Annotated in this window: 22 protein-coding genes; 8 read left to right on the forward strand and 14 right to left on the reverse strand. The window is 58.5% G+C overall.

Features of this window, described 5'->3' with window-relative positions:
- Positions 1-21: 21 nt before the first annotated feature.
- Complete coding sequence (locus tag GXX95_01725) at positions 22-651, forward strand: LysE family transporter (protein ID NLT36865.1); 630 nt, start codon at positions 22-24, stop codon at positions 649-651.
- A gap of 60 nt (positions 652-711) precedes the next feature.
- Here the strand turns inward: GXX95_01725 and nadA are convergent, their stop codons facing one another.
- Entirely contained in the window at positions 712-1,617 is a 906-nt protein-coding gene (nadA, locus tag GXX95_01730; GenBank protein NLT36866.1) for a quinolinate synthase NadA, read from the reverse strand.
- Positions 1,618-2,130: 513 nt separating this feature from the next.
- On the opposite strand from nadA, the gene GXX95_01735 reads away from it, so the two are divergent.
- The 4 genes from GXX95_01735 to GXX95_01750 all read left to right on the forward strand — a co-directional run bounded on the left by GXX95_01735 (position 2,131) and on the right by GXX95_01750 (position 5,704).
- On the forward strand, positions 2,131-2,529 hold the full coding sequence (locus tag GXX95_01735; GenBank protein ID NLT36867.1) for a dihydroneopterin aldolase: 399 nt from the start codon (positions 2,131-2,133) through the stop codon (positions 2,527-2,529).
- A gap of 102 nt (positions 2,530-2,631) precedes the next feature.
- Complete coding sequence (locus tag GXX95_01740; GenBank protein ID NLT36868.1) at positions 2,632-3,237, forward strand: NTPase; 606 nt, start codon at positions 2,632-2,634, stop codon at positions 3,235-3,237.
- Positions 3,234-4,334 (forward strand): N2,N2-dimethylguanosine tRNA methyltransferase, encoded by a 1,101-nt coding sequence (locus tag GXX95_01745; GenBank protein NLT36869.1) that lies wholly within the window; start codon positions 3,234-3,236, stop codon positions 4,332-4,334. Before GXX95_01740 ends, GXX95_01745 begins: the two co-directional genes overlap by 4 nt.
- Before the next feature lie 62 nt (positions 4,335-4,396).
- A complete protein-coding gene (locus GXX95_01750) occupies positions 4,397-5,704 on the forward strand; it encodes an adenylosuccinate synthase (GenBank protein ID NLT36870.1) in 1,308 nt (435 codons plus the stop codon).
- 4 nt (positions 5,705-5,708) lie between these two features.
- Here the strand turns inward: GXX95_01750 and GXX95_01755 are convergent, their stop codons facing one another.
- Positions 5,709-6,971 (reverse strand): UbiD family decarboxylase, encoded by a 1,263-nt coding sequence (locus GXX95_01755; protein ID NLT36871.1) that lies wholly within the window; start codon positions 6,969-6,971, stop codon positions 5,709-5,711.
- A 119-nt stretch (positions 6,972-7,090) separates the two neighbouring features.
- On the opposite strand from GXX95_01755, the gene GXX95_01760 reads away from it, so the two are divergent.
- From GXX95_01760 to GXX95_01770, 3 genes are all read left to right on the forward strand, one after another.
- Positions 7,091-7,786 (forward strand): alpha/beta fold hydrolase, encoded by a 696-nt coding sequence (locus GXX95_01760; GenBank protein ID NLT36872.1) that lies wholly within the window; start codon positions 7,091-7,093, stop codon positions 7,784-7,786.
- A gap of 23 nt (positions 7,787-7,809) precedes the next feature.
- Entirely contained in the window at positions 7,810-8,142 is a 333-nt protein-coding gene (locus GXX95_01765; GenBank protein ID NLT36873.1) for a cupin domain-containing protein, read from the forward strand.
- A gap of 107 nt (positions 8,143-8,249) precedes the next feature.
- Positions 8,250-9,932 carry a glutamate--tRNA ligase gene (locus GXX95_01770; protein NLT36874.1) on the forward strand — a complete coding sequence of 561 codons (1,683 nt, stop codon included), beginning with the start codon at positions 8,250-8,252 and terminating at the stop codon, positions 9,930-9,932.
- Between the two features lie 12 nt (positions 9,933-9,944).
- Here GXX95_01770 and GXX95_01775 read toward each other — a convergent pair whose 3' ends face one another.
- From GXX95_01775 to GXX95_01830, 12 genes are all read right to left on the reverse strand, one after another.
- Complete coding sequence (locus GXX95_01775) at positions 9,945-10,580, reverse strand: LysE family transporter (protein NLT36875.1); 636 nt, start codon at positions 10,578-10,580, stop codon at positions 9,945-9,947.
- A 33-nt stretch (positions 10,581-10,613) separates the two neighbouring features.
- A complete protein-coding gene (gene feoB / locus GXX95_01780; protein ID NLT36876.1) occupies positions 10,614-12,533 on the reverse strand; it encodes a ferrous iron transport protein B in 1,920 nt (639 codons plus the stop codon).
- Between the two features lies 1 nt (position 12,534).
- Positions 12,535-13,200 carry a metal-dependent transcriptional regulator gene (locus GXX95_01785; GenBank protein ID NLT36877.1) on the reverse strand — a complete coding sequence of 222 codons (666 nt, stop codon included), beginning with the start codon at positions 13,198-13,200 and terminating at the stop codon, positions 12,535-12,537.
- Positions 13,201-13,265: 65 nt separating this feature from the next.
- Positions 13,266-14,303 (reverse strand): radical SAM protein, encoded by a 1,038-nt coding sequence (locus tag GXX95_01790; GenBank protein NLT36878.1) that lies wholly within the window; start codon positions 14,301-14,303, stop codon positions 13,266-13,268.
- Positions 14,282-15,688, reverse strand: a complete 1,407-nt coding sequence (locus tag GXX95_01795) for a cysteine--tRNA ligase (protein ID NLT36879.1) — start codon at positions 15,686-15,688, stop codon at positions 14,282-14,284. The genes GXX95_01790 and GXX95_01795 overlap by 22 nt, the downstream gene beginning before the upstream one ends.
- Before the next feature lie 35 nt (positions 15,689-15,723).
- A complete protein-coding gene (cysE, locus tag GXX95_01800; protein ID NLT36880.1) occupies positions 15,724-16,365 on the reverse strand; it encodes a serine O-acetyltransferase in 642 nt (213 codons plus the stop codon).
- A gap of 119 nt (positions 16,366-16,484) precedes the next feature.
- The gene (locus tag GXX95_01805) at positions 16,485-17,444 is read right to left on the reverse strand and encodes a DUF4352 domain-containing protein (GenBank protein NLT36881.1); all 960 of its coding nucleotides are present in this window, start codon (positions 17,442-17,444) and stop codon (positions 16,485-16,487) included.
- A 406-nt stretch (positions 17,445-17,850) separates the two neighbouring features.
- Entirely contained in the window at positions 17,851-18,492 is a 642-nt protein-coding gene (locus GXX95_01810) for a DUF59 domain-containing protein (GenBank protein NLT36882.1), read from the reverse strand.
- A gap of 14 nt (positions 18,493-18,506) precedes the next feature.
- Entirely contained in the window at positions 18,507-19,667 is a 1,161-nt protein-coding gene (locus tag GXX95_01815) for a cysteine desulfurase (GenBank protein ID NLT36883.1), read from the reverse strand.
- Between the two features lie 9 nt (positions 19,668-19,676).
- Positions 19,677-20,096, reverse strand: a complete 420-nt coding sequence (locus tag GXX95_01820; protein NLT36884.1) for an NAD(FAD)-dependent dehydrogenase — start codon at positions 20,094-20,096, stop codon at positions 19,677-19,679.
- Between the two features lie 2 nt (positions 20,097-20,098).
- On the reverse strand, positions 20,099-20,332 hold the full coding sequence (locus GXX95_01825; GenBank protein ID NLT36885.1) for a sulfurtransferase TusA family protein: 234 nt from the start codon (positions 20,330-20,332) through the stop codon (positions 20,099-20,101).
- 360 nt (positions 20,333-20,692) lie between these two features.
- Positions 20,693-21,067 (reverse strand): iron-sulfur cluster assembly scaffold protein, encoded by a 375-nt coding sequence (locus tag GXX95_01830; protein ID NLT36886.1) that lies wholly within the window; start codon positions 21,065-21,067, stop codon positions 20,693-20,695.

The following is a 21,067-nucleotide window of genomic DNA, read 5'->3' on the forward strand; positions in this document are numbered from 1 at the left end:
CCGCGCAACATGGGTCGGACGATGGACCAAGCTAGCGACCCGCTCTTCTTCCTGGCCATGGTGGCTTTCATCTCCCTTAGCGGAGCCCTCATGCCCGGTCCGGTGTTCGCCACCGCTGTGGCCAAGGGGTACGACGATAGGAACGCGGGTCTGAAGATCGCCGCGGGACACGCGGTCATCGAGGTCCCCCTCATCATCGCCATTTTCCTTGGTTTCGAGGCTGTCCTCAAAGATGAGAGCGTGTTTGCCATAATCGGCCTGGTGGGGGGTGCCTTCCTCCTCTACATGGGGATCAGCATGTTCCGCACCAAGATCGATGGGGATCAGGTCCAAGGTTCCAGGCTCAGACCGTTCAGCGCCGGCATCGTGCTCACGGCCGCCAACCCTTACTTCCTGGTGTGGTGGGCCACGGTGGGTGCGTCCTTGATCGGCGTGGCCGCAGGTTACGGACTGCTGATGCTTCCGGTCTTCGCGGCAATACATCTCGCATGCGACCTGGGCTATCTGCAGTTCGTGTCCTATTCGGTGAACCGTTCCCGCTCCTTCTTCACCGGAAAAAGATACAAGCTTCTGTTCGCAAGCTGCGGGGTGCTTCTGGTCGCGTTCGCCTTGTACTTCATGCTCAGCTCCCTGAACCTCATCCTTTTCTGAGAAGGAGTAGAAGAACAGGGACCTGTTGGTCCCCTTATGAAGAACGATGATCTCTCCGTCTCAGTCGCCGCGCCCGATATCCAACATGCGCTGCAGAGGCCTCTTGGCGCGTTCCATCAGCTCAGCGTCAAGGGTGATCTCCGGGGTCATGGTCTCCAGGGCCGCTATGATGTTTTCCAAGGTGATGAGCTTCATGGTCGGGCAGACCGCACCCGTGACCGTGTAATAGGTCTTAGCTGGGAGCTCCTTCTTGAGCCGGTGGACCATGTCCTGCTCGGTGCCGATGATGAACTCGGTCTTGGGGGAGTCCCTGATATAGTTCAGCATCCCCTCGGTCGAGCGCGCAGCATCGGCCATGTCGATGACCTCGGGACGGCACTCGGGATGTACCAGGATAACTGCACCAGGATGCTCTTCCTTGAGCTTGCTGAGCTTCTCCACGGTGATGGCATCGTGGGTAGGGCAGTAACCAGGCCAGGGTATGATGTCCTTCTCAGTATACCTCTGCACATAGGAGGCGAGATTCTCGTCGGGTATGAAGATCACGAGATCGGAGTCCAGTGTGTTAACGACCTTTACTGCGTTGGAAGAGGTACAGCACACGTCAGCCTCGGCCTTACACTCCGCTGAGGTGTTGACATAGGCAACGACCTCCGCCCGGGGAAAGTCCTTCTTCAGCAGACGCAGCGCATCGGGTTCGCACATGGCTGCCATGGGGCACCTGGCTTTCTGCTCGGGGTGGAGCACCACCTTTTGTGGGTTCAGGACCTTGGCGCTCTCGGCCATGAAGTCGACCCCGCAGAAAACGATGACCTCGGCGTCGGTCTTGGCCGCTTCCACAGCAAGGCCAAGAGAATCACCTACGAAATCAGCGATGTCCTGTATCTCGGGAATCTGATAGTTGTGCGCGAGGATGACGGCATTGCGTTCCCTCTTCAGTTCCATTATTCGGTCCTGAGGCCGCATTAGTCTCGTGATATTGGGTTGTGTATAAATAACTAAGCTTCAAAACGTATCAGCTGGCCTGCTGTCGATCGTTCATCGATTTGGCCATATGTAAATGGCCCGGGGGCGGTATCTCTGACAGCAACCATGTCTGATGCGACGCCCTTTTTAGCGGCACAAATACCAATATTTGAAAGGGATCAGACGCTTGCTGCTCTTCACAAGACGTTCGCATTCTGCCCCAACTCGATCGATGAGCGTTCCCTCATCAGCTGGATTCGGCGGACGAGGTGCGAGATCAGTAGCGACATGAATTGGAACTCTTTCGCACTGACCTTCATTGTGGGAATGCCGGTTAAGGTGTGATCGCCCCCAGGTACGCAGCGTGTCGGATCCAGCGAAATATGTTGCTCTCGACCATGGTAAGGCCCTCCCTTATGCGCATATGTCCTGAGAGGTTGCCTTGTTAGGCTCCCGTCCTTCATAGGCCTTATTATAGCGGAGCGGCAATACAACGAAATGAGAGAGATTGGAATGACGACCTCTAGAGAGGAGCGGGCGGCAGGGTACTTCCGCTGCAATGACCGGGAGAGAGCGGCCTTCGAGGCCGGGATCAAGCTGGCGGCAGTGTACCACCAGTTCATAGGTACGCCGGTGACGGCGGCGAGCGTCGAAAGCCTAGAGCGTGCGATCGAGGAAGGGATAAAGGTCCAGCCCTTCGTGGAATCGGTGGAGGTGCATATTCGTAGGGACAGACTACGAATGAAGAGGAACGAGTACGATTACCAATCACTGACCGGAGAGATGTTGGACGTCATCGTGGGCATCCACATCGGCTCGGTCCGGGCCGTGGGGGAGATGCGATATCTTGAGGATATCCACTATCCACTGATGTACATTACCTCCATGGAGGAGCTTGAACGACAGGAGTGACGATGCACCCTAACTTGTTCAGGTGCAAGAACTGCCCCGTGGTCCCAGCAATTATTTCGCTGGCCAAACGATTCGAAAACCATATTAATAAAGGAGCCCCATATGGGCCGGCATCGTTCAGACCGGTTGGGGGAACTGGTCCTAGATTTATTCGGTGACACAATGAACACCACGATCAAGATCGGCATCACCGGTCTACCTGGAGCAGGTAAGACCCATGCTTTACTAAAGGTGATAGAGATGTTGGAGGCCGAAGGTGTGAAGGTCGGAGGTATGGTCACCGAGCCCATCACAGAGGGCGGTAAAAGGACCGGCTTCGCCATCATCGATTGGTCCAGCAAGGAAAAGGGGGTGTTCGCGCATGTGGACATCCAGTCCAAGTTCATGGTAGGCAAGTTCGGCGTGGACCTGGAGGCGTTGGAACGCGTGGGCGTGAAGGCTCTGATAAAGGCCTGCGAGGACGCTGATGTGATCGTCATCGACGAGGTGGGGAGGATGGAAGTGGAGTCCCAGACCTTCATTGAGACGGTGAAGCATGCGTTGGACGTGGAAAAGCCTCTTTTGCTCACTTTGCATAAGAAATCCCGAAATCCACTTTTGCAGGACATCAGGCGCAGGGATGACGTCCGCATCCTTGAGGTCACACCCATCAACCGCAACCTCCTGCCTTACAAGATCATGAAGCTTATGAAAGGCGAACTTCTGTGAGCTCTCCCCATTGCTCTGTGGTTATCAAGGAAGGGTCCACCGAGCTATACGTACCCGAACAGCACTCCAACAAGGGGCCGGGGAAGCGCATCGGAAGAGTGTTCTTCAATGACCAGATGTCCTTCAATCGAGACGTTTCGGTAATGCTTTTGGCATCCTCTCCTAGGGTCAGGACGGCCCTGGACGCCATGGCCGCCACCGGGGTGAGGGCCGTCCGCATAGCCAACGAGGCCAGGCCGGATGTGCTCATGGTCGCCAACGACAAGGACGTGGAAGCTTGCGATTATATCACGGCGAATGCGGAACTGAACTCCACGGCCAATCTGGAGGCTTCCAACGAGGACCTCCGCTGCCTGCTTGCCCGACGGGTCTTCGATTACATTGACCTCGATCCCTTCGGCACACCGGTCCCCTTCGTGCCTGCGGTCATGCAGGGATTGAGGAGGTCCGGGATGGCGGGGATCACGGCCACGGACACGGCCCCCCTGGCGGGGACCTACCCCAAGAAATGCGCACGCCGCTACGGGGCGCTCTCCCGGCGGAGCCCCTTCGGGCATGAGGCGGGGCTGCGTATACTCATAGGCCACATCGCCAGGGAAGCTGCTAAGGAGGACAAGGGCTTTGAGACCGTCCTATCCTACTATGCGGACCACTATATGCGCACCTTCGTCCGCATGAAGGAAAGCGGGGCCGAGGCCGATCGCACCTTGGAAAAGTTGGGGTACATCGATTACGACCCCGACACCGGTTACCGTTCGATATCCCCCGAAAGAACGTCGGCCCGCTCCATGGGGCCCTTGTGGCTGGGACCACTTCACGACCACGAGGTCCTGAATAGCATGAACGCGGGCGAGGGGCTGCACAAGGTCGCCCGATGCAGGAAATACCTGGACCTGTGGAGAGGGGAGCTGGAAGTACCGTTCTTCTATGACAATGATGAACTGGCCTCCTTGTCTAGAACCTCACCTCGACCCTTAGAGACGGTCCTCGAGGCCCTGGGTGCCTGCGGCAAGGTATCACGCACCCATTTCTCACCCACGGGGATCCGCACCGACCTCCCTTCCAGGGAGGTGCTCGACATATATAGAACGATATGACATATAAATGACGAAACAATTAAAATACTTCGTTCTACTGACGTAATCCCACTGGTGGACCGATGCCAACGCTTGCGGTTATTGGCTCTCAATGGGGAGATGAGGGTAAGGGTAAGATCACAGACTATTTGGCCGAGGAAGCCGACATGGTGGTCAGATACCAGGGAGGGGCCAATGCTGGCCACACCATCAAGGTGGGGGACGAGGTTTTCGCCCTTCACATATTGCCCTCGGGCATCATACGCGAGGGCGTGACCTCGGTCATCGGCAATGGTGTGGTCATCGACTGCGAGGAGCTGCTCGTGGAGATGGAGGCCATAAGAAAGACGGGGCGGAGCGGCAGCGGGCTCATCATCTCCGATCGCGCCAACGTCGTTTTGCCGTACCATCGCCTGCTCGACGGCGCTGAGGAAAGGAGTCGAGGAGCGAAGGGAGTGGGTACCACCGGTAGGGGCATCGGACCATGCTACTCGGACAAGGTCGCACGCGCCGGCATCCGCATGGGGGACCTCCAGGACGAGGTCTACCTCAGGGAGAGGCTGGACATGATCTTCCCCATGAAGGAGAGGTTAGCCAGTGCTCTGGGCGTCAAGCTGGAGCAGGACCGGTTCGCCATCCTCCGCTCCCTTCTGGAATATGGAAGGATCTTTGGTCCCTACGTTCGGGATACATCGGTGATAGTGAACTCCGCCATCGAGCAGGGGGCCAAAGTATTGTTCGAAGGGGCTCAGGGCACGATGTTGGACATAGATTACGGCACCTATCCTTACGTCACATCGTCCAGCTGTACCGCCGGAGGCATATGCTCAGGCGTGGGAGTGCCCCCCTCGGCCATTGGAGACGTGGTCGGCGTCACCAAGGCGTACACCACCAGAGTGGGGGCCGGCCCCTTCGTCACCGAGCTGCACGATGAGATGGGGGCTCGCCTCCAGAGCGTGGGAGGAGAGTTCGGTACCACCACTGGACGGCCCCGGCGGTGCGGCTGGCTGGACCTTGTGGTCGTCCGGCACGCCTGCCGCCTGAGCGGGGTGACCTCCCTGGCCATGACCAAGGTGGACGTCCTCAACGACATTCCCGTGATCAAGGTCTGCGTGGCCTACGATATCGACGGGGAGATCGTGCAGGACTTCCCGGGATCGATCTCCAAGCTCGCTCGTGCCAAGCCGGTCTATGAAGAGGTGGACGGCTGGGCCGGTTGGGGAGGGGACACCGCGGCGATGTGCAGGAAGGGGTACTCTGCACTGCCCCGCAACCTCCGCAAGTTCATGGATATAATCACCACCAGCACGGGGACGCCCATAGGGATCATCTCCGTAGGTAAGGGTCGGGACGAGACCATTGACCTGCGCAAGAGGCGCTGGTCCATCTAAGCCATCACAGCACGGCGCGGTCGAAGCCCTTGGCCCCGAAGGGCTTGGTGGCATCGATCGCGATCTTCGATGTGGTCCCCTCGGCCGAGGGGTCCAGGGAGGAGCCGGCAGCGTTGTTGACGACCAGGAGGGATCGTGAGGCCTGGAACCGGGTGGCCTCCGCCCATTCCACCTGACGGTCGTCAAAGATGTCGATGTCCTCATCAACGATGGTCACCTTCTTCATGGACGGGTGACCGGAGAACGCGGCCAGAGCGGCATTGATGCCGTCGCCTTCCTTGTTCTTGGTTATGGACACCACTCCATTGAGCCAGCAGCATCCGCCCTCGGTGAGGCGAACGCCGTGGACGCGGGGGACCACCTGGTTCACGGTGCGGTATATGATCGGCTCCCTCGGCAACCCCATCATCATGTAATGCTCGTATCCGCCCGGCAGCAATAGATGGAACAGGGGGTCCTTCCTTAGGTACAGCCGGTCCACCTCGAACACCGGTGCCGGGCGCACTGAATCATACGTACCGGTTATGTCCATGAAAGGCCCCTCATCGACCATTCGCGAGGTGATGCGCCCCTCGAACACTATCTCCGACTGCGAGGGCACCAGCAGCCCATTGTTGAGCTTGGCGACCTCCAGGGGCGACCCCAGGGTCCTCTCCTTGAGGGCAGAGGCGATATGCATCTCATCGGTGCCGTAGTCGGTGGAGGTGGCCGCCGCCAGCAGTATGGGCGGGCACAGGCCCATGCAGAACGCTACGGGAAGGTCCCTGCCCTTGGCCTGCGCTCCCTTCCACATCGTGTAAAGATGCCGGGGGACCAGCCTGAGGGCGAAGGAGCGCTTGTCCAGCAAGCACATGCGGTGGAAGGACACGTTGCGCTTTCCCTCGAACTCGGCCACGGCCACCGCCGAGGTGATGTAGCGGCCCTGGTCCCCGGGGAAGTACTTGGGTATGGGTAAGGAAGTGAGATCGAACTCCTTCCTCACGTTGTCCATGAAAGGGGCGTCACCCACCTGCTTGGGCAGGGAGGGATGGACCATGGCCTCCAGCATCATGGGGATTAGCTGCTCTTTCTTGATCTGCATGGCCTCGGCTATCCTCTCCCGGGTGGACCACAGGTTTCCGGCGGCACGCATGCCATGGAGCTTGGGGAACAGGACCGGACGGGTCTGGTCCTTCATCAGCATCCTGGTTACCTCGAGGTCCAGGGGAACGTCCTCATCGACAGTTACCACGTCCTTCATCTTCGTAAGAAGATCGCGCAGGGCCATGCCAGGTAATCGTGCCTGCCATTATAAGAATGGATGGTAGACCTTAACATAACGCCTCCAATCATTTATTTATCACTTCCCGACCATCGACCGGATGCGGCCTAGGTGTGATCCTAAAGATGAACATTGAGAGAGTTGAGATCAAGTCCCGAGGTTTCCAGGTGCCTGGCATCCTCGTCTCACCTGCCGCACCCAAGGGTGCAGCGGTGATCACCCACGGCTATGGCGGCTGCAAGGAGGAGATGCTGGGCCTGGCCTGGAGGGTCGCCGAGCAGGGACTGGCAGCGTGCACCATCGACCTGAGAGGGCATGGGGAGCACCAGCTGACCATGGACGACGAGTTCCTCGCCGACATGGAGACCACGATACGGTACTATCGTACGTTCGGGAAGGTGGTGGCTATTGGTCACTCCCTGGGAGGCCGCCTGGCGTTGCTGAGCGATGCCGACTACGCCATCGGCATCTCGCCCCCGCTCGATCCCGATTACTGCGCCAGGACGCGGGAGCTGCTGCACAAGGTGAGAAGTTACCGCGTCAAGCAGGAACGCCCCAGCGCGGTGTTCGACTACCTCAAGAGCCTTCCAGCGACCGGCAGCGACCTCTCCGGACGAACCTTGATAATCTATGGATCAAGGGACGTGGCGGAGATCGTGGACTCCTGCAACGATCTCAGGGCCAAGGGAGGGAACGTGCTCCGCATCGAGGAGGCGCGGCACGGAGATACTCACCAACTGGAGAGCACCTTCTCCGCCATCTCACACCAGCTGGCCACGTGGTTCGAGGGCAATGGGAATAACGCGACAGAACGCTCATAACGCATTGTGGCGATAAGGCGCACATGTTCATCCCCTGTAGTGGGACCAAGAGCCATGACGCGTTGCCCGGCGTGGTGAGGCGGCAGGCAGCGATAGCCGAGGGCGTCCAGCTGATCGAGTTCAGAATGAGCAGGGGTGCGGTCATCCCCTGGCATGACCATGTCAACGAACAGGTAGGCATGGTTGTCAGCGGAAGAATCGTTCTGACCATCGGCGAGGATGCTATGACCCTAGGCCCAGGTGACGGTTACGTGATACCGTCAGGAGTGGAGCATACCGTCGAGGTGCTCGAGGACTCCGTGGCCCTGGACGTGTTCTCCCCGCCCCGCGACGACTACCGGGACTTTGTCCCGTGATCCGCGCCACATGAGCTGGCCAGATCAGGTGTCCTCCCGTCGAGGAGGCTCTCTGGACCAATCCTAGGTGCGAAAGGTAGAATAACGGGTTGTCCGATGGTCGAGCAATGTCCGCCGATCTCCGAGAGGTCATCAGGAAGTATGCGCTCCAGAACGCCGCCCTATATGGGGGCAAGGCCAATCCCAAGGCCGTCATGGGGAAGGTGCTGGCCGAGCAGCCGGAGCTACGCTCCCGCGCCAAGGATGTCGCAGCGACCGCGGACGAGGTATGCCGGGAGATAGCCGGCCTGCCCTTCGATGAGGTACGCGGCCTCGCCGAGGCCTCGGACCCCGACCTTTTCAAGAAGACCAAGACGGAGAGAAAGCACGAGCTTCCGGAGCTGCCGGGAGCCGTAGAGGGCAAGGTGGTCATGCGCGTAGCACCAGGCCCGTCGGGACCGCTTCATATCGGCCACACCCGGGTCTCCATCCTCAACGACGAATATGTTAGGAGGTACAAGGGCAAGTACATCGACAGGTTAGAGGACACCAACCCTGACAAGATCGATCCCGATGCCTACAAGCTGATACCGGAGGACCTGAAGTGGCTGGGCGTGGAGATCCACGAGACAGTGGTCCAGTCGGATCGTTTCGAGCTGTACTATGATATTGCCCGCCAGCTGATCGATAAGGGCAAGGCGTACATCTGCACCTGCGAGGCCGAACCTTGGAGGGAGATGAAGGAGAAGGGGCAGGCATGCCCCCATCGCGATCAGAGCCCCGAGGAGGGGCACGAGCTCCTGGACAGGATGCTGTCGCACTCCTTCGGGGAGGAGGAGGCGGTGCTGGTGGTCAAGACCGATCTCGCGCACCCCAACCCCGCCATAAGGGACTTCATAGGTCTGCGCATCGTGGACTCCGTCCTCCACCCCCGCACCGGGGACCGTTATACTGTTTACCCCATGATGAACTTCTCCGTGGCCGTGGACGACCACCTCCTGGGGCTCACCCACGTCATCCGGGGCAAGGACCACCTCAACAACACCCTACGCCAGGAGTACATCTTCGATTACTTCGGATGGAAAAAGCCCTGGTACCACCACTACGGTTTAGTGCACATACCTGACGCCATTCTCAAGACCTCGGCCATTCGCCAGGGTATACTCAGGGGAGAGTACGCGGGCTGGGACGACGTGCGCCTGGGAACGGTGCGGGCGATGGCCAAGAGAGGCATCAAGGCCGAGGCCATCCGCCGCTACTGGATCGATGTAGGCATGAAGGAAGTGGACATCGAGTTCGCCTGGGACAACCTCTACGCCTTCAACAAGCAGATCATCGATCCTATCGCCTCACGTTATTTCTTCGTGTGGGACCCTCAGGTCCTGGAGATAACGGGTACCGACCGCATCGAGGCCCGATCGCCCGTTCACCCCGATCATCCCGAGAGGGGGACCCGGGACCACGTGCTCGCTCCACCCATAAAGGTCTACCTCACCGCGGAGGACCTGGCCGGGTTCAAGGAGAGGGGGACCGTGCGCCTCAAGGACCTGTGCAACCTCCGGTGGGAGGACGGTCATGGAGTGTACACCGGCAACGATCACAACGTTCTCCGCGAAGGGGTCAAGATTGCTCACTGGGCACCCTGCGATGGGATGAAAGGGGAGGTCCACATGCCGGACGGTACGGTGAGGTCAGGCATCATGGAGAGGATACCCTGCGAAGAGACGGACAAGGTGGTGCAGTTCGAGAGGTTCGGGTTCTCGCGCATCGAGTCACTATCCCCCAAGGTGCTCGCCTACTTCACCCAGTGATGAGCCGTCAGTTCAGATGAGGCCTGTGGAATGCAATGTGGACCATATCATGTTCACGCTAAGGTAGACCAGGAAGAGGCCGCACACCACCTCTATGAGCTGGAAGGCTCTGGGAGTAACGAAGCGGCGGCCCACGCTGACCACATAGGCGAAAAGGAAGCACCATGCCACCGCCGCGGCCTCGAAGCCCATCATGAAGACCACATAATGTATCAGCTGAGGCTCTGGTGCTATCAAAGCTATGGTGGTCACACCTATGCCCAGCCAGAAGGCGGCCTGGAAAGGGTTCCCTATGGAGATTAAGGCTCCGGTCAGGAAGTCCCCTCTGCTCTCGCCCTCCCTCCCTTCGGGCAAACCGCCCTTCCTAGCCTCCTTGAAGGCGGACCACGCCAGGTAGAGCATGAAACCGCCTCCCAGGATCCCTAGCCCTAGCTGCATGAGAACCCCCTCGAACAGGAAGGCCATGCCGAACAGCGCGATGAGCACCCACAATGTGTCGCCGACGATGGCGCCGATCTGGACCATCAGAGCAGGATGGTAACCTCCCTGCACCCCTCTCCTCAAGGCCTCGGCCGTCAATGCCCCGGGGATCGCGCAGAATATGATCTCCATGACGAACGCGGTGAGGAAGATCAGCTCCAGCTCCATGGTGGGGGGAGAAGAAAAAGCATGATATAAAAACTAAGTAAGGATGAACACCAGGTTGGCCAGACCTCCGAGCAGGAAGGCGAATACGATGGAGGCCACTGAAACCAGCGCTGCGTCCTTGATGCCGAACTCCTTGACCAGTGCTGCCAGGACACCTATGCACGGCATGTACGTGGCCATGACCAGGGCGAACACGAAGAGCTGCTGGTCGGTCAGGACCGTCCCTAGGTCCGCGCCCACGCTCAAGGCGAATATTACGAAAAGTATCTGCAGCGCCATCTCCTTGCGCAGCACCCCGAAGATGAGGGCCACGATTATGACCGCCGGCAGTCCTAAGAGGCCCACGGTCAGCGGGGCCAGCGGCTCCACCAGGGAGTCCAGGATGTTGTACAGCATCAGGAACTCCAGGATGAGGCTGCCAATCAACAGCAGGGGGAAGGCTATTATGAAGAAGTCCTTGATGCGGAGCCACGTCTTCGACAATATGTTTCGGAACGAGGGCATCGACAGGTCAGGGATCTCGATCACGAGGCTAGGTGGCTCCTGCTTGAGCACCAGGTGCAGTATCCTGCCTAGAAGTAGGATCAGGACCAGCAGGATGAGGTAGATGGCCACGGCGTACAATATGCCAGCGTGGTGGCCTACTGTGCCGATGATGATCACTGTCTGAGCTGAGCAGGGGACTGCCATCACGATTATCGTAGCTAGAATGAGCCTCTCCCTCTTGGACTCCAACGTGCGCGTGGCCAGAATGGCCGGCACGTTGCATCCCGTACCCACCACCATGGGGATGATGGCCCTACCGTGCAGCCCGAGCTTCAGCATCAGGCCGTCCAGGAGCATGACCACACGCGGCAGGTACCCTGAGTCCTCCAAAAGGCCCAGGATGAGGTAGAACACTAGTATGTAGGGGATGACGATGGCGATTATGGCCTGGATAGAGAGGTCTATTCCCTGCGCGATGGCCTGCCCCGGCGTGCCTCCGATCCATGATGCCAGCTGGGTGAAGAAGTCGCCTACGACAGCGGCGTAGACATCGGCCAAGAGGGTCTCCAGGAGCCCACCGACCACCACCACACATAGGAAGATGCTTACCAGCACGACGAGAAGGATGGGGATGCCGGTCCTTGGTCTGAGGGTCACCTCAGAGATACGGTCCTTGAGCGTCAGGTCCCTTTTCGGGAGCCAGGTGATGACCTCGCTAGCTATCTTTCCCGCCTCGCCGTAGCGGTCCCGGGCGATATGCACCTCCACATCCTCAAAGTGCTGCTCCCGGAACTCCTTCCGATACTGGTCGGCGAACTCGAGAACGCTGGGACTGAACTGACCGGTGAAGAAATGGTTCCCTTCGAGCAGCTTGATGGAAGCACCCCGTATGGGGTATCCGGAACCGGTGCTGACCGACCCCTCGGCTATGTCCTCCAGGAAGGCCTCTATGTGGCTGTCGTAGCGGGTGACGTATGGTGACCTATGGACCGTGTTCGATACGACCAGCTCCATCAATCGGTCCACGCCCTCCCCGGTGGTCGCCACCGTGGGCACCACCGGCACCATCAGGGTCTTCTCCAGGCGATCGATGTCGATGGTGTACCGCTTCCTTGCCTGGTCCATGAAGTTCAGGGCCACAATCACTCTGTAGCCCAGCTCGATGAGCTGGAGCAGCAGAACCAACCCCTGCTCCAGGCGGGTGGCGTCCAGAACCGCGATCACATAGTCAGGGGTCTTTTCCGAGAGGAGCTTGGTGGTCACCAGCTCGTCCTCGGTCTCCCCTGCCAGGGAGTAGATGCCAGGCAGGTCGTAGACGGAGATCTTCTCCCCGTGGAAGGTCACCGAGGCCTCCTCGAAGGTGACCGTGGTGCCGGGGTAGTTGGCGGAGATGACCCCGATGCCCGTGATGCGGCTGAACAGCTGGGACTTGCCAACGTTGAGGTTGCCGGCCAATAGGATCTTCAACTTAGCACTTCCGGACCATCACCAGGGAGGCACAGTCGCGTGCCAAGGCCACCTTGAGCTCTTCGAGCTGTACCAGTAGGGGACCTCCCATCGGCACCCTCTCCTCGAGGGCCACCGAGCGGCCGGGGACGAAGCCCATGGATATCAACCGTTTTATCTTCGTGGTCTCGTCGCAGGTCAAGTGAGTTATGATGCCCTTCTCACCCTCATCGAGGTCCGTTAGGTGGATGGAGAGGTCGGGATCGGGGTCAAGGGGCTCCTCGCAGGGAGGAATGGGGTCGCCATCGGGGCAAACCTGAGGATAGTTCAAAATCTGATTGAGCTTCTCCACGGACTCATCGGACACGGTGTGCTCCAGCTTCATGGCCTCATCGTGGCTCTGGTCCCGCCTTAGGCCGATGACATCGCAGAAGAACCTCTCCAACAGGCGATGCTTCCTCTTGATCCTCTCGGCCACCTTCTTACCCTTGTACGTCAGGGTGACACCTTTGTACTTCTCGTAGTTGAGATAACCTTCGGATGCTAGCTTTTGCGTCATTTCCGTTACGCTCGCCGGGGTCAGTTTTAATTTTGCGGCTATGGCGGTGGTCTTAACGACATCAGACCCGGTCCTTTGCCCCAGGTCCCAAATGCAGGCTAGGTAGTCCTCGGCGTTCTCACTTAACATCTACCCAAACCTATTGTAGTTCAATATTAAAATATTTCGGCTAACCTAAACAATATCATCAAGGATTATATGTCACGGAAGGGTACGATATCGCAGCACCCGCACTCATGGCACATGGTGTGAAGGGTCAGGGAAGTTAGGCCATTGTTCTCGAGGATCCTCCGATGCTCACGTGCCAGCCGCAACAGTCGCTCCGGGGTCAGCTCCTCCATTGTTCCCAGCGCTTCGGCCATAGGCCTGCGGTTGAGATCGTTCAGGCGCAGAGGTCGGAGGGTCGCCACGCAACCACGGCTGGCCAGTTCCTGCACGCCCTGAAGGATGTTGGCGTCGGTCTCCCCCATACCCACGATTATGTTGGAGGTTACCTTGCCGCGGCCGAAGACCCTCACGGCATACGTTATGGTCTCCAGGATGTGGTCCAGATCAAGCTCTCCGCAGACCTTCTGGAAGATCTCACGGTCGAAGGTCTCGATGTTCAGCTTTATCTCGTCCGCCCCCGCCTTCTTGAGCTGGTCGATCTGCTCCCATGTGTCGATGTATGGCTCCACGCCGATAGGTATGTCCGGCAGGAACTCCCGTACCTTCGATATCACGTAGGCAAGCTTGTCCACGGTGCTCTGCGGGTCCTTCACCACGGCCGCCGTGAAGGCCACCGCCCTCAGGTCCTCGCGTTGCGAAAGACCTCTCACCATGGCCACGACCTTGTCCGGGTCAAGCCCTTTGGTGAGCTTTTTCTCGAGAGCGGGGGAGGTGCAGAAACGGCAGTGATAGATACACTGGGTATCAAGGTTGAAGAAGGCCTGCTCCGGTGCGTGAGCTATCGTTGGCAGGATTCGCACATCATCGAGGAACGTCTCCTCGCCTCTCATCAGGACATACATAGGCCCGTCCCCGACAAGCAAGAACTCGCAAGGCTCGGTGGTGATGGCCTTCTTCACCCGGAAGCGGCCGAAGGACAGGACCAGTGAGGATGAACCTGCGCCGGGCCCGGCGGTGGATCGGGAGAGGGGGAAGGGTGGGCGGAACTGCGGCGATACCTGTATGGGGCCTGAGGTTAGGAGGATGGCTTTCTTCCGGACGATCAGTTCCCGGTCCTCTTCCACTTCACGCCCTCCGCGGTGTCCTGCAGCTCCACGCCCTTCTCCTTGAGAAGATCGCGGATCTTATCCGCAAGGTCATACTGCTTTCTCTTCCGCAGCTCGTTGCGCACCTCTATCAGGATGTCGATGATCTCTCCGGAGCGGTCCTCACTGGAAGATTGTTCCGCGGGGAGGATGGCGAACACCGAGTCCATCTCCTTCAGCACGCCCAGGATGTTCTTCGCTCCTTCCCCGCTCAACCTGCCGTCGGAAAGAAGCTTGTTGATCTCCCTGACGGCCTCGAACAGCTCGGAGATGGCGGCGCGGGTGTTGAAGTCCTGGTCCATGGCCTCGATGAACTTTGCTCGGAAGATATCCACGAGCTCCTTGGCGTCGTCGCTGCCTTGCGCCCTCTTCTGGGCGGAGAGGAGCTCGTGGTACACGTTGTGCAGGCGCTTGAGGCTGGCCGAGGCCTCCTCTAGGGCGGCCTCGGAGTACACCTGGGGGCCGCGGTAGTGGGCTGACAGGACGTAGAATCTCAGCTCCTCCTTGGAGTGCTTGGTGAGCACTTCCCTGACCGAGAAGAAGTTCTTCAGGGACTTGGACATCTTGGCATCCTGGACCTGGAGCATGCCATTATGCACCCAGTAGTTGGCCAGCGGCCGACCGTTGGCGGCCTCGGACTGCAGGATCTCGTTCTCATGATGGGGGAACATCAGGTCGTTGCCGCCGCCATGGATGTCAATCGTCTCACCAAGATACTCGGTGCACATGGCCGAGCACTCGATGTGCCAGCCTGGACGACCCTTTCCCCAGGGGGAGTCCCAGAATATCTCGCCCGGCTTGGCGGCCTTCCACAGAGCAAAGTCGTACGGGTTCCTCTTAAGTTCATTGACCTCGACCCGTGCTCCCGCCTGCATGTCCTCCAGCCTCTGCCCGGTGAGGCGGCCATAGTCCTTCACCTTGTCCACGGAGAAGTAGACGGACCCGTCCTCGCTCTTGTACGCGAAGCCGTGGTCCATGATCTTCTGGATCATGGCGATGATCTGAGGTATGTTCTCGGATGCCTTAGGGTAGGCGTTGGCACGCTTTACCCCTAGGGCGTCGACGTCCAGGAAGTACTTCTCGATGTACATCTTGGAAAGGGCCAGCGGCTCCATCCCCATCTCCGCCGCCCGGTTGATGATCTTGTCATCCACGTCCGTGAAGTTCGTGAGGTGGGTGACATCATAGCCGCGGTAGCGGAGGTACCTGGTGATCATGTCGAACACTATTATGGAGCGTGCGTGCCCCATGTGGATATCGTCGTACACGGTGACCCCGCAGACGTACATCTTGACCTTCTTGTCTTCGATGGGCTTGAACTCCTCTTCCTGCTTGGTCAGTGTGTTGAAAATCCTCAGGGACACGTCGATACCTCATTTTTTAGATAGGCCAGGATTGATTAGCTCTTCTTTATCCTTTCCTCCAAGGCCTCAACGCGCTGTTCCAAGCGGTCCAGGGAGCCGCATATGAGGTTCAATCGGTCAAGGAGGGGATCGGGAAGGTTCTCCTGGGGGACCTCCACCTTTCTCTCGCCGTCCTTCTTGACAACCTTCCCGGGGATGCCCACCACGGTGCTGTTGGGGGGGACGTCCTTAACGACCACGGAGCCCGCCCCGACCTTTGAGTTCGCGCCGACGGTGATATCACCGAGGACGGTGGCGTCCGCCCCTATGACGACGTTGTCTTCGATGGTAGGGTGCCTCTTGCCCTTGGAGGTGGACACCCCTCCCAGGGTGACTCCCTGGAATATTGAGACATTATCGCCGATGATTGTTGTCTCACCAATGACCACCCCCGTGGCGTGATCGATGAAGAAGCCTTTGCCCACGTGGCAGCCTGGATGTATATCCGCACCTGTGAGAACCCTGCTCCAGTAGTTGATGAGCCGGGCCAGCTTGTACTGCTCTCTCTCGTAGAGATTGTGGGATATGCGGTGAAGAAGTATGGCATGAAGGCCCTGGCTGAACATCAGGGCCTCGGAGAACGATCGGGGAGCGGGGTCGCGCTCCAGGACCGTGTTGACGTCGTCCCTCCAGCTCATCAACGATTGTGAAAGGGACCCATCTAGATAATTTTTTCCCGCTTATCGAGAGAACGAACAGGGGAGGGAGTCAGCAATTACCTTGTTTTTTGTCGAAGAAAAAATGTCTGGAAGTGGTTTCAGATGTTCACATTCGTCCTGCTCATGAAATTATTGTACTGCAGCTGCGTGGGTGTGGTGTCCACGGATATCTCGAAAGGTATCACCATCGTAGCTTGGGCACCTGGCTGAAGGCCATCGGGTATGATTGGATTCACCCAGATTGTGGGATTGTGCACCTGGCCGTCGGCGGTCGCCAACTTAAAGTGATAGACCTCGGTATCCAGCAGCTTTCCCATGAGATTGGTCAGCTTCACGGTGACGTTCACGAACTTGTTGCCCTCTTCAGGTTGGAACGAGATGTATCCAGAATCGGCATCGGTGATGCTGACGACCTCGAGGTTGACATATACCGGCAGCGTGAGGTCGGCGAAACCGGAAGGGAGGTCCACTGTGATGCTGTTCGTCCCATCATCATATGTCAAGGCCTTAGGCGTGACCCCCTCCGGGATCTCAAAGGCCGCATACATGTCCATCTTCTCGTTCTTGGAGAGCTGGGTGGAATCGAACGTATCGACCATCATGCTGGTCTCGTAGGCGATATCGTCCGAGCAGGTGAGCTTCAGGTAGAACGGCGAAATCCACTTCGAAGTGGAGTCCCTGTTGGTGAGGTTCGCGTAGATCATCACCAACAGGTTACCCTCATCGGCCTGGGCGTAAGGTTCGGTCGACAGGTATCCATTTGCGCTGTTTACGGTCATGGAGAGATGGGAATTGGAATTGGTAATTCCATCGTCCCCGGCCTTGCTACCCCCTCCCCCCAGGGCCAGGGCGATGGCGGCTATCGCCACCACTGCCACCACGGCTATCACGGCTATGATGGGCAGCATGTTCCTTCCACTCCTCGCAGGCTTGGCCGACGCCGCTGGCGCCGGAGATGTCGGTGGGGGGCTCTGCTCCTGGACATTTATCGCCTGACCGCAGTTGGTGCAGAAGGCGGTGCCGGGTTCCACGGGCAGGCCGCATTTTGGACAGTTCATCTTTTTCCTCCCTTGGCCGCTGTTAGCAATATTAAAGACAATAAAGATTACCGACGGGGCGAGGTGTCCTGAGGACGGGACAGCCGGATAACGCAGATATCCTCAATGTGGAATCCGATATGCATCTTGCACTGCCATAGCCTCTTAGGCCGATCATTGGGACGATCGTTCCGCGATCATATTCTTCCGTTGATGGATATCTACCGTTCACTTCATCGAGGTGCCCATGTACCCTCGTTCAGGATCAGATGCTCTTTGAATCTATTCGGTATCGGGCAGGGGGATCATCTCGCCCCCCCCCGTTCAACCCTTATGAACAATGCCCTGAAGAATGGTTGAGATGAGCGGACGACGTGGAAAAGGATGGTGGCCCGGGTCCGCTCCTTTCACCTGCTCGCCGTGAAGACTACAGCGCATCGTTGAATGTGACCTTTACCTCCTTGACGTCCCATAGGCTGCCGATCTTCTCCTTGATCTCGTCGCTGATGTTGGTGGCGAACAGGTTGTTCGACGGCAGATCGATCGCCACCGCCACGGTCCCCTCCTCCACCTTGATCTCCTTGACCAGGTCGGTCCTCACGATGTCCAGCCCCGCCAGGGGGTTCATGACCGTCTTCAGACGCCTCCGCACGACCTCCTCGGTCGTGGGGACCTTGTCCTTGATGAGTCCATGCCTCTCCTCGTAGTTGAGTATGGCCTCCCTCAGTCCCTCGACCGCCAGGACCGAGCAGTGTGCTTTGACCTTGGGGAGCCCACCCAGCGCCTCCGCCGCCTCTTTCCAGGTTATGGCCTTCGCCTCCTCGATGGTCTTCCCCTTGGCCAGCTCGGTGATGATCGACGCGGTAGCGATGTTCGAGGCGCAGCCGTAGGACTCGAACTTGATGTCCGTTATCACCTTCGTGGCGTCGTCCACCTTGATGTATACGGCCACCATGTCCCCGCAGGCCGGGCTGCCGACCATCGCCTTCCCGTCATCATCCTCGATCTTCCCCACGTTCCGGGGGTTCTTAAAGTGCTCAAGCACCGTCTCGTTGTATGGAAACTTCATGTGTGGTCACCCTTCTACTTCTTCAACGGACTTATCCTCCTAAGATTAGCTACGATCGCTGATATGGACTCCACCACCGCATCCACGTCCTCCGTTGTATTGAAGCGGCTGAAGCTGAAGCGTATGGACCCATGAGCGCGTTCATGGTTGCCGCCGATGCCCATGATCACGTGGCTCGCCTCCAGCGTCCGGCTGAAGCACGCCGAGCCGGTGCTGACCTCGAACCCGCTCATGTCCAGGTGCAGCGTCATTGATTCTCCTTCCACGTAGTGGAAGGTGATGTTGGCGTTCTGCGGTGTCCTGCTCGTGGCGGATCCATTGATCATCGTATCAGGTATGGTGTCAAGGACCTTGCGGATGAGGCGGTCCCTCATCCCCCGGATGTAAATGTTCTCCTCCTCGGTCACCAATGACGCGGCTTTGGCGAAGCCGATGGCCCCGGGGATGTTTTCCAATCCCGCCCTACGGTTCGACTCCTGGAAGCCACCGTCCATCCACTTGGAGATGGGCGTCTTGCCGCGTATGTACAGTCCGCCCACGCCCCTCGGCCCGTGTATAGTGTGCGCCGAGATCGTGAGCAGGTCCACCGGCACCCTGGACACGTCCAGGGGCAGCCGCCGGAAGGTGTGGGTGGCGTCGGCGTGGTAGAGCACCTTCTTGTCGTGGCAGATGTCAGCGATGGCCTTGATATCCTGGACCGTGCCGATCTCCTGGTTAGCGTGCTGGACGGACACCAGCACGGTATCGGCGGCGATGCTCGACTGCAATTTGTCCAGGTCCAGCAGGCCTTCCCCGTCCACGTCCAGGTAGGTTACGCGGAGACCGTCCTGCTCCAGGGTCCGGGCGCTGTTGAGGACAGGAAAGTCCTCGATCTTGGATATTATCACGTGGCTCCCCTTCTTCCTCAGGGCCTTGGTCACCCCTTTCAGCGCCATGTTGCTGGACTCCGTGTCCCCGGAAGTGAACGCCATGTCCTCCGCCGGCGCCTCCAGGCACTTGGCTAGTGACTCCCTGGCGTTGTCCAGGGCCTCCCTCGCATCCAGCCCCATGGAGTAGCCGAACTCCGATGTGGCCACCGCATAATGCTCCAGGAAGTAGGGCTTCATCTCCTCCAGGACCCTTTCGTCAAGCTTGGTCGTCGCTGAGTTATCCAGGTAGTGGATCTTATTGGTCATGATATCTCCTCATATGAATAGCGTGATCTTGGATTGTTTCGCATCGTTCACGTACGTTCCCACCGCCCCGAACTCATCGATCAGCTCGGTCCGCAGGTCCTCCCTCTTGATTCCCATGACCTCCATGGTCATCTCGCAGGCGATCACCTTCCCACCCAATTCCCGGTAATCGCTCATCAGCTTGTCGAGGCTGGCCACGCCTGCCTTCTCCATCCTCCCCTTGACCATGGACCGGCCCAGGCCGAGCATGTTCATCCTCGACAGCTTGCCCTTGTCCAGTCCTCCCTTCCTGAGCCTCTGCAGGCCCCAGAAGGTGAAGTAGATGGTCGCCTCCATGCCCATGGATAGTGCGCCGTTCCCGACGATGAGGGCGCTATAGACCTTGTCCATCTCGCCGCTGTGAAGAATTATCGTCGCCCGGTCGGCCACCTTCAACCCTCCTTGATCTTCCTTATGCGGATGCGCCACCGCTTCCCCTCCTCGGTCGTCTCCACCAGCTCTTGCCCCAGGGAATCGACGGCCATGGGGATCTCCTTCTTGGACGCGGGATGGTCACCGGTTATCTCGATTATGTCGCCCACTGCCGCCTTCCTGATGGCCTTCCTCGTCTCTATCAGGGGTATGGGGCAGTTCTTACTCGTGCAATCGATCTTGATCTCCGACAAGTTCTCAACCACCTTCCTACTTTGAAATCCGTCTTTATTAACCGTTTTGGACGCCTGCGTGACATCTCATTTCCCTTGAAGCATCATTATCCGTTCGTCGTCCTCCACCCCCAGCGATGGCGCCAGGCACTTTGTGGGGCATGTTCGGTGACAATCAGGCCCTAGGACCCTGTTATGGTAATTAACAATTGTTTAATAAATATCCTACCACTGATGACCTTGTATCGTTCGCCCATCTACCGGCCCTACCACATTGCTGAAAAATGACCGGTCTATTCTCCAGAGGGGAGGGAGCGGTGGGAGAAACGGCCTGCTGTTGTCGATCGGCGGGACCTGCAGCTCACGAGGATGAATGCGGCGTCAGCCGGACCTATGCCGATAATCATCTATCGCCTTCCTGAGGGCCTCGGGCGCCAGGATGGAGCAGCTCACCTTACTCTCCGGCATACCCTTCTCGAAAGCGTCGGCGACCGCAGCCTTGTCGATCTTGACAGCCTCGTCGATCCGCTTGCCTTTGACCATCTCCGTGAACATGCTGCTAGAGGCGATGGCTGCCACGCACCCGAAGGTCTGAAAGCTCACATCCTCGATGACGTCGTCCTTCACCTTGAGGTATATGACCACTACATCCCCATCGACATCGTTGGCGGCCTTGCCCACGCCGCTGGCGTCCTTCATCTCGCCAACGTTCCGGGGGTTCATGAAGTGCTCAATGACCTTGACACCGTACGCCAT

Origin of the sequence: Methanomassiliicoccus sp. (assembly GCA_012719175.1) — an archaeon.
Classification (GTDB): domain Archaea; phylum Thermoplasmatota; class Thermoplasmata; order Methanomassiliicoccales; family Methanomassiliicoccaceae; genus UBA6.

Bases quoted from the DNA above. Each gene is read 5' to 3' on its own strand.
- GXX95_01805 (NLT36881.1), bottom strand. From the start codon at position 17,444: ATGAACTGTCCAAAATGCGGCCTGCCCGTGGAACCCGGCACCGCCTTC.
- GXX95_01735 (NLT36867.1), top strand. From the start codon at position 2,131: ATGACGACCTCTAGAGAGGAGCGGGCGGCAGGGTACTTCCGCTGCAAT.
- nadA (NLT36866.1), bottom strand. From the start codon at position 1,617: ATGCGGCCTCAGGACCGAATAATGGAACTGAAGAGGGAACGCAATGCC.
- GXX95_01725 (NLT36865.1), top strand. From the start codon at position 22: ATGGACCAAGCTAGCGACCCGCTCTTCTTCCTGGCCATGGTGGCTTTC.
- GXX95_01740 (NLT36868.1), top strand. From the start codon at position 2,632: ATGGGCCGGCATCGTTCAGACCGGTTGGGGGAACTGGTCCTAGATTTA.
- GXX95_01750 (NLT36870.1), top strand. From the start codon at position 4,397: ATGCCAACGCTTGCGGTTATTGGCTCTCAATGGGGAGATGAGGGTAAG.
- GXX95_01785 (NLT36877.1), bottom strand. From the start codon at position 13,200: ATGTTAAGTGAGAACGCCGAGGACTACCTAGCCTGCATTTGGGACCTG.
- GXX95_01755 (NLT36871.1), bottom strand. From the start codon at position 6,971: ATGGCCCTGCGCGATCTTCTTACGAAGATGAAGGACGTGGTAACTGTC.
- GXX95_01770 (NLT36874.1), top strand. From the start codon at position 8,250: ATGTCCGCCGATCTCCGAGAGGTCATCAGGAAGTATGCGCTCCAGAAC.
- GXX95_01815 (NLT36883.1), bottom strand. From the start codon at position 19,667: ATGACCAATAAGATCCACTACCTGGATAACTCAGCGACGACCAAGCTT.
- GXX95_01775 (NLT36875.1), bottom strand. From the start codon at position 10,580: ATGGAGCTGGAGCTGATCTTCCTCACCGCGTTCGTCATGGAGATCATA.
- GXX95_01810 (NLT36882.1), bottom strand. From the start codon at position 18,492: ATGAAGTTTCCATACAACGAGACGGTGCTTGAGCACTTTAAGAACCCC.
- GXX95_01830 (NLT36886.1), bottom strand. From the start codon at position 21,067: ATGGCGTACGGTGTCAAGGTCATTGAGCACTTCATGAACCCCCGGAAC.
- cysE (NLT36880.1), bottom strand. From the start codon at position 16,365: ATGAGCTGGAGGGACGACGTCAACACGGTCCTGGAGCGCGACCCCGCT.
- GXX95_01760 (NLT36872.1), top strand. From the start codon at position 7,091: ATGAACATTGAGAGAGTTGAGATCAAGTCCCGAGGTTTCCAGGTGCCT.
- GXX95_01765 (NLT36873.1), top strand. From the start codon at position 7,810: ATGTTCATCCCCTGTAGTGGGACCAAGAGCCATGACGCGTTGCCCGGC.